Consider the following 13,747-nt stretch of genomic DNA (forward strand, 5'->3'; position numbering starts at 1 on the left):
TAATTTACTATAATTTTGCACGCAATTTAGAAACAAAGGAATTATACATGAAATTTTCAGCGTTATTAGCGTTTTTATTACTTTTCAATTTCGGATTTGCCTCTACAGCAGTTCCGCACGAAAGTCTTCCAAAAACGTTTGAGGAGTTAATTAAAAGTGAGCAAGTAAAAAGTCAAGAGGAAGCTACTAAAGTGAAATCTGGCGAATCTACATTTAACCCAGTTCCAGGTATCATGCACCACATTGCAGATGCGCACGATTGGCATTTATGGGGAGAAGGAGAAAAAAGTGTAGGAGTTGCATTACCTGTTATTTTATGGGATAATGGTTTACAAGTTTTTATGTCTTCTAAATTTCACCACAATGAAGCGATTGTTGAAAGTAACGGAAATTACTACATCAATTACCACGAAAAAATCTACAAAACAGATGCGCAGGGTACAATCAAACCTCACGTAGACGAAAAAGGAGCTATTCATTTAGAGAATGAAAAACCATTAGATTTTTCTATTACGAAAAACGTAACATCAATGTTAATCTCTTTCGTGATTTTAATCTTAGTTTTCTCTGCAGTTGCATCTAACTACAAAAAAGGAAATATGGTACCAAAAGGTATCGCAGGATTCATCGAGCCAATTATTATTTTTGTTCGTGATGAAGTAGCGATTCCAAATATTGGTGAGAAAAAATACGCGAAATTTATGCCTTATTTATTAACGTTATTTTTCTTCATTTGGATCAACAATTTATTAGGATTGTTACCAGGTGCAGCTAACGTTACAGGTAATATCGCAGTTACATTTGTATTAGCATTAATTGCATTAATCGTAATTAATTTCTCAGGAAACAAAGGTTACTGGGGACATATGTTATGGATGCCAGGAGTGCCGGTTCCAGTAAAATTAATCTTAGCTCCAATTGAGTTAATCGGGATTATTACAAAACCTTTCGCCTTAATGATTCGTTTATTTGCGAACATTACTGCAGGTCACATCATCATTATGTCGTTAATTTCGTTAATCTTTATTTTCCAAACAGAAGCTATGGCAGGTGGATCTATCCCATTAGCGTTATTTATCTACTGTTTAGAGTTGTTAGTAGCGGCATTACAAGCGTTCGTATTCACAATGTTAGTTTCGTTATTTATCGGAACAGCAGTAGCAGAACACGATCACCATTAAGAATAGAATATAAAAAACAATAAAATAATTTTTTAATAATTAAATACAATTATCATGACAGGAAGTATTGCAGCAATCGGAGCTGGTTTAGCAGTTTTAGGAGTTGGTTTAGGTATCGGTAAAATCGGTGGATCAGCTATGGAAGGAATCGCTAGACAACCAGAAGCGGCTTCAAAAATTCAAACAGCTATGATTATCGCAGCAGCCTTAATCGAGGGTGCAGGTTTATTCGGTATCGTAGTTGCGTTATTAGGTAACGGATAATATTTGAATTAAAAATTAGCTTCAATAACGGTTGGTTGTTGAAGCTAATTCATTAAAAAATTAATTAGTAAAAAATAAAATTTAATACATACACACAATGGATTTAATTACACCTTCAGTTGGTCTTATTTTTTGGACTGCGGTCGTATTTATCATCTTATTAGTATTGTTAAGATCATTAGCTTGGAAACCAATTCTATCTGCAGTTAAAGAAAGAGAACAATCTATCGAGGATGCATTAAACGCAGCTAGAAAAGCGAAAGAAGAGATGGCTTTATTAAACGCTCAAAACGAGAAAATCATGAAAGAAGCTCGTGCTGAACGTGATGCTATCTTGAAAGAAGCGCGTGAAATGAAAGAAAATATCATCAACGAGGCGAAAAATTCTGCAACTGTAGAAGCAAACAAATTAATTGAAAATGCTAAGTCAGCTATCCAAAATGAAAAAGCATCAGCTATGGCTGATATCAAAAATCAAGTTGGACAGTTGTCAATTAAAATTGCTGAAAAAATCTTAACTAAAGAATTGTCAGATAAATCTGCACAAGAAGCTTTAGTGAATGATGTTATTGATCAAGTTAAATTCAATTAATCATGGCAGGATTCAGAGCAGCACATAGATATGCTAAAGGTTTGATGGAGTTTGCGAATGGAGCAAGCCAAACAGACGTAGTGTATGCTGAAATGAATGATGTTCGCAAAGTCATTAAAGAGAATGATGATTTAAGAGTTTTCTTAAATTCTCCAGTGATTGATGCAAAGAAAAAAGAAGCTGTATTGAGTGAGATTTTCAAATCTTTATCAAAAACTTCTCAAACATTCATTTCGTTAGTCGTAAGACATGGTAGAGAAAATATTTTGTCTAAAATTGCAGATCAGTTTATTTCATTATACGATTTAGCAAATAATATTGTAACAGCAGAAATTACTTCGGCAGTACAATTAGATCAAAATACAATTGATAATATTGTAGCAAAAGCAAAACAAACTTTAGCTACAAATAGTCAAGTAAAAGTAGAGAACAAAATTGATGCATCTTTAATTGGAGGTTTCGTTTTAAAAATAGGAAACAATCAAGTTGATTCGTCAATCAAAACTAAGTTAGCTACATTAAAAAAAGATTTTTCGAAAAACGAATACATTCCTAAATTTTAAATATTTCAGAAATGCCAGAAATAAATCCAGCTGAAGTTTCAGCTATATTAAAACAACAACTTACAAGCTTTGATTCATCAGTTGAATTAGCAGAAGTAGGAACCGTTCTAACTGTTGGGGATGGTATTGCTCGTGTTTACGGGTTAGACAATGCTCAATACGGAGAATTAGTAGAATTCTCAAACGGGTTAGAAGGAATGGTACAAAACCTTGAAGAAGACAACGTAGGTATTGTACTTTTCGGACCTTCAAAAGGTATTAAAGAAGGTGACACTGTAAAACGTACAAACAAAATTGCATCTATTAACGTAGGTGAAGGAATGTTAGGACGTGTTGTAGATATGTTAGGAAATCCTATCGATGGTAAAGGACCAATCGAAGGACAATTATATGAAATGCCTATCGAGCGTAAAGCTCCTGGGGTTATCTATCGTCAACCAGTAAACGAACCATTACAAACTGGTATCGTTTCTATTGACTCGATGATTCCAATTGGACGTGGACAACGTGAGTTAATCATTGGTGACCGTCAAACAGGTAAAACTTCTGTTGCTTTAGATGCAATCTTAAATCAAAAAGAGTTTTACGATAGAGGTGAAACAGTTTTCTGTATCTATGTTGCAGTAGGACAAAAAGGTTCTACAGTAGCAGGTATCATGAAAACATTACAAGACCACGGTGCAGATAAATATACAGTAGTAGTTGCTGCTAATGCATCTGATCCAGCTCCAATGCAAGTATATGCTCCAATGGCAGGTGCTGCAATCGGAGAGTATTTCCGTGACTCTGGTCGTCCAGCGTTAATTGTTTATGATGATTTATCTAAACAAGCCGTTGCATACCGTGAGGTGTCTTTATTATTACGTCGCCCACCAGGACGTGAAGCATATCCTGGAGACGTTTTCTACTTACACTCTCGTTTATTAGAGCGTGCTGCAAAAGTAATCAAAGATGATGCAATTGCATCTCAAATGAATGATTTACCAGAATCTATGAAAGGTATCGTAAAAGGTGGTGGTTCTTTAACTGCTTTACCAATTATCGAAACTCAAGCTGGTGACGTTTCTGCATATATCCCAACAAACGTAATTTCGATTACAGATGGACAAATCTTCTTAGAGTCTGATTTATTCAACTCAGGTGTTCGTCCAGCGATCAACGTAGGTATCTCTGTATCTCGTGTTGGTGGTTCTGCACAAACAAAACCAATGAAAAAAGTATCTGGTACATTAAAATTAGACCAAGCACAATACCGTGAGTTAGAAGCTTTCGCGAAATTTGGTTCTGATTTAGATGCAGCTACAATGAACGTAATTGGTAAAGGTGAACGTAACGTTGAGTTATTAAAACAAGGTGTTAACGCTCCAATTCCAGTAGAAGAACAAGTAGCAGTTATTTATGCGGGTACTAACGGTATGTTGAAAAACGTTCCAGTTAACCAAGTGAAAGAGTGGCAAGCTGACTTTGTTGAGTTAATGCGCAACAAATATGCAGACACTTTAACATCTATCCGTTTAGGTAAATGGACTGATGAAATTATGGATGTATTGAAGAAAGTTATCACAGAAACTACTTCTAAATACTAATAAAATATAAATGAAACTTAGAGGTTTCCGAATCTCTAAGTTCCTTTTAATCCTTCATCTCAAATAGAATTATGCCAAATTTAAAAGATATACGTAACCGTATTACTTCTGTAGGTTCTACAATGCAGATTACAAGTGCTATGAAATTAGTTTCTGCTGCAAAACTAAAACGTGCTACAGATTCTATCGTACAGTTACGTCCTTATGCAGATAAATTACGTGAACTTTTACAAAATGTAAGTTCTACTTTAGAAGCTGAAGTAGGAGGTGCATTAACAGAAGAGCGCGAAGTTAATAAAGTACTTTTAGTCGTTATTAACTCAAATAGAGGTTTATGTGGAGGATACAACTCAAGCATCATCAAAAAAGTAAATGCGTTATTAGCTGGCGAATTAGCAAGTAAACACGTAGAGATTTTAGCAATTGGTAAAAAAGCTAATGATACTTTTAGTAAAACACAAACTATCTATAAAAATGCATCAAGCATTTGGGATAATTTAAATTTTGCAGATGTAGCTGAAATTGCAGACGATTTAGTAGAGAAATTTACTGCGGGTGACTTTGATCAAATCAGAATTATCTACAATCAATTTCAAAATGCAGCTGTTCAAATTGTACAAGACGAACAATTTTTACCAGTCGTTTTAGAGAAAACTGAAGAAGAAGCAAACAATTCAGCAGAGTTAGATTATATCTTCAACCCTTCGAAAGAAGAAATTTTAAGAGACTTAATCCCTCAAACGTTGAAAACGCAATTATTCAAAGCCGTATTAGATGCTAACGCTTCTGAGCACGGAGCACGTATGACTGCAATGCATAAAGCAACAGACAACGCAAGCGAGTTACAAAAAGGATTGAAAATTCAATACAATAAAGCTCGTCAAGCTGCTATTACAAACGAGATCTTAGAGATCGTTGGTGGTGCAGAAGCATTGAATGCGTAAGAACAAAGACTTATATTATTTTAAATAGAAAAGCAACTTCATCTCGAAGTTGCTTTTTTTATAATGTTTACTTTAGATTATAAAGAAGTAATAAAACTTTTAATAGATTCTAACAATTGTATTTATCATTCAGAATAAAAATCTATAAAACACTTTTGAATAATTAGTCTTTAACATATTATTGAAGAAATACTTCTACTTAGTTATTACTTTATTCAGGATGATAATTTTTGTAATCATATATCTAATTAGAATTCTTATTAGTTCAATCTTATTATAAGTTAGAATGAAATAAATTATTTCCTCAAGACATTTCAATAAAAACGTCAAGTGATTTTACCTAAAAGCTAAGGTGGTTTTGATTAAAACGTCTCGACATTTTATATCAAACAAAAAGTCCTAAGCAATGCTCAGGACTTTTCTATTGTTATCATCGAAACTAAGTTTCTATTTATTTCATTTGAAATAATGGGCGAGAAGACATGAACTCGTTTACACGATCTGCAACTCCATTAATGATTTCTTCGTTATCAATATTCATTAATACTTCGTCAATCAAGTCAGCAACAGTTTGCATATCTGCTTCAACCAACCCACGAGTTGTTACAGCAGCCGTACCTAAACGAATCCCCGATGTAACGAAAGGAGATTTATCATCGAAAGGAACCATGTTTTTGTTACAAGTGATTTCTGCCGAAACTAAAGCGTTTTCTGCTTGTTTCCCAGAAATACCTTTGTTACGTAAGTCGATCAACATACAGTGATTATCTGTACCTCCGGAAACAATGTCATAACCTTTTGCAACCAATGCCGCAGCTAAAGCCTTAGCATTCTTCACAACTTGTACAATATAGTCCATATAACCATCAGATAAAGCCTCTTCAAAAGCAACAGCTTTAGACGCGATTACATGCTCCAAAGGCCCACCTTGTGTACCAGGGAACACTGCTCCGTTCAAGATTTGAGACATCATTTTCACTTCACCTTTAGGAGTTTTTGCTCCCCAAGGGTTCTCAAAATCTTTCCCCATCATAATGACTCCACCACGAGGACCACGTAAAGTTTTGTGAGTTGTCGTCGTTACGATATGACAATGAGGCATAGGATCGTTTAAGATTCCGCGGGCGATTAACCCAGCAGGATGCGAGATATCAGCTAATAACAAAGCACCAACTTCATCAGCTACCTCACGAAATTTAGCATAATCTATGTCTCTTGAATATGCCGAAGCACCACAAATTATCATTTGAGGCTTCTCTTTACGAGCAGTTTCTGCCATAGCTTCGTAGTCAATTCTTCCCGTCTCTTTGTCCACTCCATAGAAAGAAGTTTGGTAAGTTAACCCAGAAAAATTAACAGGAGAACCGTGAGTTAAGTGCCCTCCGTGCGATAAATCGAATCCTAAGATCTTGTCTCCTGGCTTCAAACATGCTAAGTAAACAGCTGCATTTGCCTGAGATCCTGAGTGAGGTTGCACATTCGCATACTCTGCATTAAACAACGCTTTCAAACGATCAATTGCAATAGTTTCTACTTCGTCTACAACTTCGCAACCACCGTAGTAGCGCTTTCCAGGATAACCTTCTGCATATTTATTTGTCAAAACAGAACCCATCGCGCGCATTACGTTGTCCGAAACAAAGTTTTCTGATGCGATTAATTCAATTCCATTCAGTTGTCTTTCTTTTTCTTCTTCAATCAAATCGAAGATTACATCTTGTGCCATGTTTTGTTTGTATTAATTGTGTTTCAAATATAAGCTTTTATCATTAGAATTTCTAACTGATATATTCGCAATAACCTAAGAATTATCAAAACAATTTTTCTAATGATTTGGGCGTTCCCTTCGGGCGGGCTATTCGTTGCAATCTTTGCGTTGCAACTCCGCTATCGCTTCGTTTCACGCAAAGGATTTCCACTCCTATCCCTAACGCATCTCGAGTTGTGAGTAATAAGTTCTGAGTTTTGAGTAATAATATTTATACTTTTTTCAGAATCATACCTTATTAATAATTGAAAACCAATTTACTTATTCAAAGGAATTTCAAATGACCTTTCAATAAAAAGGCGTAAAAAAATGAAGAAATTCGAAGCTATAAAAAAGATTTAGCCGATAGGTTTTTAAATCTTTTCGCGTAGAATGACTCATTTTCAGCCGATTTATTGAGGTCTTGATTTTTTTGTTTCGTTTTTTCATCAAGTAAAAAATGAAAGATGGTTTCTTAGATATTCAAAATTTCTAATTTCTAAACTCACCAATTACCAAATTCTCTCATTAAATTTACAGCATGAAAAATTCTACTTTTTGCATTGGTTTGATGTCTGGAACTTCGTTAGATGGTTTGGATATTTGTTATGTTCGATTTGACGATAACCAACTTTTCGAAATTTTACATGCCGAAACGATAGACTATTCATCCGATTGGCGAGCAAAACTAACAGAAGCTTTTCAATATTCGGCTATGGATTTATGTCAATTGGATGTAGAGTTTGGTTATTTTCTTGGAGAACAAGTAAAAGAATTTATTCATAAAAATAAGATTGAAAAAGTAGATTTTGTAGCATCTCATGGGCAAACTATTTTTCATCAACCGCAGAAATCATTCACTTTGCAAATAGGAAATGGTGCGGCAATTGCGTCGCGTTGTCAACAAAAAGTGGTGTGTGATTTCAGAACACAAGACGTTATTTTAGGAGGACAAGGAGCGCCTTTGGTTCCGATTGGGGACGAATTATTATTTTCTAACTATGATGCATGTTTAAACCTTGGAGGTTTTTCTAACATTTCGATGAATAGAAATGGAAAACGAATTGCATTTGATATCTGCCCAATTAATATTGTCTTGAATCATTATGCAAAACAACTCGGTTTTGATTTTGATAAAAATGGAGAACGAGCAGAACAAGGACATATTAATACCGCATTAGTTGAAGAATTGAATCTTTTGAATTTTTATCATCAACCTTTCCCAAAATCATTAGGTTTTGAATGGGTTATGAATGAGTTTTTAACAATTGTTGATAAGTACGATATTTCTATCGAAGATAAGCTGAGAAGTTGTGTGGAGCATTTCGTAATTCAAATTAAAAATACCTTTGCTTTATATGATATCAACAACGTGTTGATAACTGGAGGAGGAGTTCGAAATACATTTTTTATCAATCGTTTAGGAGAATTATCAACTGTTGAAATCATCATTCCAACTGATAATTTAATCGATTTTAAAGAAGCTTTAATCTTTGCATTCCTTGGATATCGACGTGTTCATAACGAAATAAATTGTTTGGCATCTGTAACAGGAGCGAGCAAAGACCATTCGTCTGGAATTATACATTTTCTATAAAATCTATATAATTAATAGAGTTTAAAAATATTTTATTTACATTTGTTCGGTAACAAAGAATAAATGCGATATGAAATATTCGAAAAATAAAGATGTTATTTTACTTCATGGCTTATTTGGAAGCCTTAGTAATTGGGGAAATGTTATCAAGAATCTTGAAATAAATTATAATGTTTATACGCCAACATTTCCTTTATTTTCTACACATTTCAAAAGAAATTCACTTCAAAATTTAGTTCAATTTCTAGAAAATTATATTCAATCTAATAAAATTGAAAATCCAATATTAATCGGAAATTCTTTGGGCGGGCATGTTGCGTTGTTATATGCGTTGGCGCATCCAAATTTGGTTGATAAATTGATTTTAGCAGGAAGTTCTGGTTTATATGAAAACAATTTACAAGCTTCTTTTGTACGTGTGCGAGATTATGAGTATATCAAAAATAAGGTAGAAGAAGTTTTTGAAACAAAAAATGTTGTTACAAAAGAATTGGTAGATGATGTTTTTTCGACCGCTAATACGCCTACAAAAGCTTTGTCTATAATTTCGATTTCGCGAGATGCAAAGCGACAAAATTTGAAACATCTTTTACATAAAATAGATCAGCCAGTTTTGTTAGTTTGGGGAAAACAAGATATTGTGACACCGCCAGATGTTGCTGAAGAGTTTTTTGCACATTTACCTAATGCAAAATTAGCTTATATCGATCATTGTGGTCATGTGCCGATGATGGAGCAGCCGATACTTTTTAATCAACATATTAATCAATTTTTAAGTGCTTAAAAATGAATCATCCCGAGTATTTAGCTTTTGCTTTACCAGCTTTTTTTCTTTTTTTATGGCTTGAATATGTAGTTGTTAAAAAGAAGAAATTAAAGAATATCTATAAATATGAAAGTTCAGTTTCTAATATTTCAATAGGAATTGCAGAACGATTATTGAATCTTTTTATTACGGCAAGTTTTTACAATTTGTATGTTTGGATTTACGAAAGTTATCGTCTATTAGATATTTCAAATGCTTGGTGGATTTGGGTTGTGATGCTTCTAGCGACAGATTTTGTCTGGTATTGGTATCATCGTTTGGGACATGAAGTCAATATTTTTTGGGGAGCCCATATTGTGCATCATCAATCCGAAGAATTTAATTTCACGGTTGCGGCACGTATAACGACTTTACAAGCAATTGTTCGCAATGTATTCTGGTGTATTTTGCCTTTTATTGGTTTTCATCCAAATTTAGTAATGACGATTTTGGTGGTTCATGGCGTGTATTCTTTTTTTACACATACGCAGATTTTGGAGAAACAAAAATGGCTCGAATATATTTTTATAACGCCTTCTCTTCATGGTGTTCATCATGCTTCTGACGAAAAATATTTGGACAAAAATTATGGAGATGTATTTGTTTTTTGGGACAAATTATTTGGTACTTTTCAGAAAGAAGAAGAAAAACCCAAATATGGATTAACTCATCCTATCAATAGTTACAGTTTTTTGTGGCAACATTTTCATTATTATTTAGAGTTGTACGAGGCTGCTCGAAGAAAATCATCTATTAAAGAAAAATTGACAATATATTTTGGTAGTCCAGCGGTTATGGATCAGGAAATAAGACCAATTATTGAAAAGAAATGGATGTCTAAGAATAAAGTGAATAGTTATCATTTCAAATACAAAGGTTATATTAATTTACAATTGATTTTATCGTTTTTTGCGATGAGTATTCTAACATATTACTTTGATCAATTTGATAATTTAACCAAAGGTTTCTTCGTTGTATTTGTCTTGATTACATTAATAAATATTGGTGCACAATTAGAACAAAAAAGATGGGTACCGTATTTAGAACATATTAGATTTTTAGTGTTTTGTAGTTTTTTTATCATTCAATCTCATAATTATTTCTTGCTGATTTTACCTTTCATATTTGTTTTTATCATCGAAAAGATGTTTAATTTTAGCAATTGGTATCAAAAAAGTATTTTAAAGATTATATAAATGATAATTTAGGTCTTATTGTTTCGTTTAGATTAGGCGGTTAAAAACGAGTTCATTATTTTTACCAAATTAAAAAAAATAAAATGATTGTTTCTAAACTTTTTAACCAATTTTTTCATAGCCAAACTTCGGGCGGTATTGTCCTTATTTTTTGTACAGCTTTATCTTTAATTTTAGCCAATTCTCCAATTGCAGAATCCTATGATTCTATTTGGATGACAGATATGTTTGGGCATTCTTTTGCGCATTGGATCAATGATGGTTTAATGGCGATTTTCTTTTTCTTAATTGGTTTAGAACTCAAACGCGAAATTTTTATAGGAGAATTGTCTAATACAAAAAAAGCAATTTTACCTGTTTTTGCAGCTTTGGGAGGAATGTTAGTTCCGGCATTTATATTCTTTTTAACAAACAAAGGAACGGATACCATACATGGTTTTGGAATTCCTATGGCGACTGATATTGCGTTTGCTGTGGCAATTATTACAATGCTTGGGAAACGTGTGCCAATGTCGCTTAAGGTATTTTTAACGGCTTTAGCTGTAATTGATGATTTAGGAGCAATTGTCGTGATTGCATTGTTTTATCCAAATCCAGAATTACCTTTAGATTTTACACAATTCGGAATTGCAATTGCCATTTTATTAGGTCTTTTCGCTTTAAATAAATTAAAAGTAAAATCAATGATTCCTTATATTATTGGAGGGATTGCTGTATGGTGGTTTATGTTACATTCGGGTATTCATGCTACAATTGCAGGGGTTTTGGTTGCATTTACAATTCCTTTCGATAAAATTGACTCGAAATCTTTATCAGCTAAAATGGAACACGCTTTACATTTACCAGTCGCATTTATTATTTTGCCTTTGTTTGCCTTAGCAAATACAGCAATTACGATTGATGGTGGAGGATTAGCGCATTTTAATATTCCATTAGCTTCGGGAATTTTCTTAGGACTAGTTGTAGGAAAACCAGTCGGAATTACATTATTCACTTGGATTGCAGTAAAATTTGGTCTATGTGAATTACCTACGGCGGTCAATTTCAAACGAGTTTTTGGTGTCGGAATTTTAGGAGGAATTGGATTTACAATGTCCATTTTTGTTTCGGTGTTAGCTTTCAAAGATCCAAGCTATATAAATGAAGCAAAGTTAATGATTTTAGTTGCTTCGTTAACAGCTGCTATCGTTGGATTTATTGTTTTAAAAATATTATTAACAACAAAACAAGATTATTCAGATTAAGAATAGCCAATACATAAATAATGGAATCGAATTTTTCTTCGGAGAAATTCGATTTTTTTTTGAAGATGATTCCGTAACTTCGTGTAAAATTTTTGAATAAATGAGAACGTATCAAGAAACAATCGATTGGTTGTTTACAAATTTACCAATGTTTCAACGTGTTGGAGCATCAGCAATGAAAGCAGATTTAACAAATATTACAGCTTTATGCGAATATATGGGAAATCCTCAAACTAAATTTAAAACGGTTCATATTGCAGGAACAAATGGTAAAGGAAGTACGTCTCATATGTTGGCTTCTATTTTTCAGGAAGCGGGGTACAAAACAGGTTTAACAACTTCTCCACATCTCAAAGATTTTCGCGAACGAATTCGTGTAAATGGAGCAATGGCTGATGAAGAATTTGTGATTGATTTTGTAAATAAGCACGAACAAAAAATTATAGATCAAAAAGCGTCTTTTTTCGAAATTGCAATTGCGATGGCTTTTGAATATTTTGCACAACAAAAAGTAGATATCGCGATTATAGAAACAGGTTTGGGCGGACGATTAGATTCCACGAATATTATTTTACCAGAACTTTCTGTTATTACGAATATAGGTTTGGATCATACACAATTTTTGGGTGATACGTTGGATAAAATTGCTTTTGAAAAAGCTGGTATCATAAAACCAAACACAGCGATTGTAATTGGTGAAACAACAGCAGAGACAAAATCAGTTTTTGAACAAGTAGCGAAAGATAGAAATGCAGAAATCATTTTTGCAGAAGAAAAACATTTTCAAGATTTGCCTTCAGATTTGAAAGGATCTTATCAAATTAAAAATAAACGTACTGTTTTAACCGCTATTGAGCAATTGCAAAAACAAAATTGGGCGATCTCCCCTGAAAATATTGCGAATGGCTTATTGAATGTTGTAAAGAATACAAATTTGCGTGGACGTTGGGATATTTTAGGACAACATCCATTAATTGTTGCTGATACTGCGCATAATCCACATGGTTTAGCAGAAGTTTCAAAACAAATAAATGAGCAAGCTTATAATCAATTGCATTTGGTTTTAGGATTTGTGAATGATAAAGATGTTTTATCTATTTTAAATTTTTTTCCAAAAAAAGCAACCTATTATTTCTGTCAACCAGATGTTCCTCGAAAATATGATATTGACGACTTGTATAAAATAATTCCAGAAGATATTACCGATAAACACTTTTTTGATACTGTAGAAAAGGCATTAATTGCTGCAAAATCAAATGCAACAGAAAATGACATGATTTACGTTGGAGGTAGTACATTTATTGTTGCAGAAGTCATCTAATTTTAAAATAATATGAAATAAATCATGATAGACTCCGCTTGAATAGCGGAGTCTATATTTTTTATAACCTATAATAATTATTTTATGTATTAAATGCATGTAATTCATGATTTTGAAAGTTTTTTTACTGAATTTACGATGGTTTAGTTAACTCAAAAAATATGAAAAAAGTTTTATTTGTTTTTACACTTATAGCAACTGCGACATTTGTAAAATCACAGGTAGATGGATATCCCCTGAATTTTATAGTATAAGTTAAGCTACATATTTTAAAAATTGTAAATTATACCCGTTGTGCATTTTGATTGATAAATAATAAAGTTGTTCATTTGATTGAAAAAGAGTAAATTTATTTAACTTCAAAATGTTTACAATGAATAACTTACTTGCAAATTACGAAAGAATATTGGAAGTTCTACGAAAATTATCCACAGATACACTTTTTAATTTATAAATTTAGATGACCTAAACTTCTTTTTAGGACTCATAAGTCTTGTCTTAACAGTTGAATTTATGGGTATTGATAGTGAAAATCATTAATTTTGAAATCTCCCTTAAGTGCTAAGTTGTAATATTCAACGAAGTATTTACGATCGTATAAAACGTAGATTATCAGAGCAAATTAATAGTATTCTAGCTAAAATTACTGCACAAACATTGAATCAGTACATTATTAAAATACACTTAAATCGAAATATTAATAATCT

The 13,747-nt window shown here is 32.9% G+C and carries 12 protein-coding genes; 11 read left to right on the plus strand and 1 reads right to left on the minus strand.

The window, feature by feature from the left end; translation table 11 throughout:
- Nucleotides 1-47: 47 nt before the first annotated feature.
- From atpB to atpG, 6 genes are all read left to right on the plus strand, one after another.
- Nucleotides 48-1,181: a F0F1 ATP synthase subunit A gene (gene atpB / locus HXZ69_RS13075; RefSeq protein ID WP_286496235.1), complete on the plus strand. Its 1,134-nt coding sequence runs from the start codon at nt 48-50 to the stop codon at nt 1,179-1,181.
- Between the two features lie 54 nt (nt 1,182-1,235).
- Complete coding sequence (gene atpE, locus HXZ69_RS13080; RefSeq protein WP_013598300.1) at nt 1,236-1,445, plus strand: ATP synthase F0 subunit C; 210 nt, start codon at nt 1,236-1,238, stop codon at nt 1,443-1,445.
- Nucleotides 1,446-1,542: 97 nt separating this feature from the next.
- Nucleotides 1,543-2,037: a F0F1 ATP synthase subunit B gene (locus tag HXZ69_RS13085; RefSeq protein WP_286496236.1), complete on the plus strand. Its 495-nt coding sequence runs from the start codon at nt 1,543-1,545 to the stop codon at nt 2,035-2,037.
- Between the two features lie 2 nt (nt 2,038-2,039).
- Nucleotides 2,040-2,600, plus strand: coding sequence for an ATP synthase F1 subunit delta (gene atpH / locus HXZ69_RS13090; RefSeq protein WP_114997871.1), 561 nt, complete (start codon nt 2,040-2,042; stop codon nt 2,598-2,600).
- 11 nt (nt 2,601-2,611) lie between these two features.
- Nucleotides 2,612-4,186 carry a F0F1 ATP synthase subunit alpha gene (atpA, locus tag HXZ69_RS13095; RefSeq protein ID WP_038335134.1) on the plus strand — a complete coding sequence of 525 codons (1,575 nt, stop codon included), beginning with the start codon at nt 2,612-2,614 and terminating at the stop codon, nt 4,184-4,186.
- A 71-nt stretch (nt 4,187-4,257) separates the two neighbouring features.
- The gene (atpG, locus tag HXZ69_RS13100) at nt 4,258-5,130 is read left to right on the plus strand and encodes an ATP synthase F1 subunit gamma (protein WP_221854234.1); all 873 of its coding nucleotides are present in this window, start codon (nt 4,258-4,260) and stop codon (nt 5,128-5,130) included.
- A gap of 451 nt (nt 5,131-5,581) precedes the next feature.
- On the opposite strand, the gene glyA is transcribed toward atpG, so the two are convergent.
- Nucleotides 5,582-6,856, minus strand: a complete 1,275-nt coding sequence (glyA, locus tag HXZ69_RS13105) for a serine hydroxymethyltransferase (RefSeq protein ID WP_286496237.1) — start codon at nt 6,854-6,856, stop codon at nt 5,582-5,584.
- A 562-nt stretch (nt 6,857-7,418) separates the two neighbouring features.
- Between glyA and HXZ69_RS13110 the strand changes: the two genes are divergently transcribed.
- The 5 genes from HXZ69_RS13110 (at nt 7,419) to HXZ69_RS13130 (ending at nt 13,040) form a co-directional block, all read left to right on the plus strand.
- The gene (locus tag HXZ69_RS13110) at nt 7,419-8,474 is read left to right on the plus strand and encodes an anhydro-N-acetylmuramic acid kinase (protein WP_286496238.1); all 1,056 of its coding nucleotides are present in this window, start codon (nt 7,419-7,421) and stop codon (nt 8,472-8,474) included.
- Nucleotides 8,475-8,544: 70 nt separating this feature from the next.
- Complete coding sequence (locus HXZ69_RS13115) at nt 8,545-9,258, plus strand: alpha/beta fold hydrolase (RefSeq protein ID WP_286496239.1); 714 nt, start codon at nt 8,545-8,547, stop codon at nt 9,256-9,258.
- 2 nt (nt 9,259-9,260) lie between these two features.
- Nucleotides 9,261-10,475 carry a sterol desaturase family protein gene (locus HXZ69_RS13120; RefSeq protein WP_221854232.1) on the plus strand — a complete coding sequence of 405 codons (1,215 nt, stop codon included), beginning with the start codon at nt 9,261-9,263 and terminating at the stop codon, nt 10,473-10,475.
- Nucleotides 10,476-10,558: 83 nt separating this feature from the next.
- Entirely contained in the window at nt 10,559-11,719 is a 1,161-nt protein-coding gene (gene nhaA / locus HXZ69_RS13125; RefSeq protein ID WP_286496240.1) for a Na+/H+ antiporter NhaA, read from the plus strand.
- A 100-nt stretch (nt 11,720-11,819) separates the two neighbouring features.
- Nucleotides 11,820-13,040, plus strand: coding sequence for a bifunctional folylpolyglutamate synthase/dihydrofolate synthase (locus tag HXZ69_RS13130; protein WP_286496241.1), 1,221 nt, complete (start codon nt 11,820-11,822; stop codon nt 13,038-13,040).
- The last annotated feature ends 707 nt before the right edge of the window (nt 13,041-13,747 follow it).

Source organism: Empedobacter sp. R132-2, assembly GCF_030324375.1.
Lineage (GTDB): Bacteria > Bacteroidota > Bacteroidia > Flavobacteriales > Weeksellaceae > Empedobacter > Empedobacter falsenii_B.

Bases quoted from the DNA above. Each gene is read 5' to 3' on its own strand.
- atpB (WP_286496235.1), top strand. From the start codon at position 48: ATGAAATTTTCAGCGTTATTAGCGTTTTTATTACTTTTCAATTTCGGA.
- atpE (WP_013598300.1), top strand. From the start codon at position 1,236: ATGACAGGAAGTATTGCAGCAATCGGAGCTGGTTTAGCAGTTTTAGGA.
- HXZ69_RS13085 (WP_286496236.1), top strand. From the start codon at position 1,543: ATGGATTTAATTACACCTTCAGTTGGTCTTATTTTTTGGACTGCGGTC.
- atpH (WP_114997871.1), top strand. From the start codon at position 2,040: ATGGCAGGATTCAGAGCAGCACATAGATATGCTAAAGGTTTGATGGAG.
- atpA (WP_038335134.1), top strand. From the start codon at position 2,612: ATGCCAGAAATAAATCCAGCTGAAGTTTCAGCTATATTAAAACAACAA.
- atpG (WP_221854234.1), top strand. From the start codon at position 4,258: ATGCCAAATTTAAAAGATATACGTAACCGTATTACTTCTGTAGGTTCT.
- glyA (WP_286496237.1), bottom strand. From the start codon at position 6,856: ATGGCACAAGATGTAATCTTCGATTTGATTGAAGAAGAAAAAGAAAGA.
- HXZ69_RS13110 (WP_286496238.1), top strand. From the start codon at position 7,419: ATGAAAAATTCTACTTTTTGCATTGGTTTGATGTCTGGAACTTCGTTA.
- HXZ69_RS13115 (WP_286496239.1), top strand. From the start codon at position 8,545: ATGAAATATTCGAAAAATAAAGATGTTATTTTACTTCATGGCTTATTT.
- HXZ69_RS13120 (WP_221854232.1), top strand. From the start codon at position 9,261: ATGAATCATCCCGAGTATTTAGCTTTTGCTTTACCAGCTTTTTTTCTT.
- nhaA (WP_286496240.1), top strand. From the start codon at position 10,559: ATGATTGTTTCTAAACTTTTTAACCAATTTTTTCATAGCCAAACTTCG.
- HXZ69_RS13130 (WP_286496241.1), top strand. From the start codon at position 11,820: ATGAGAACGTATCAAGAAACAATCGATTGGTTGTTTACAAATTTACCA.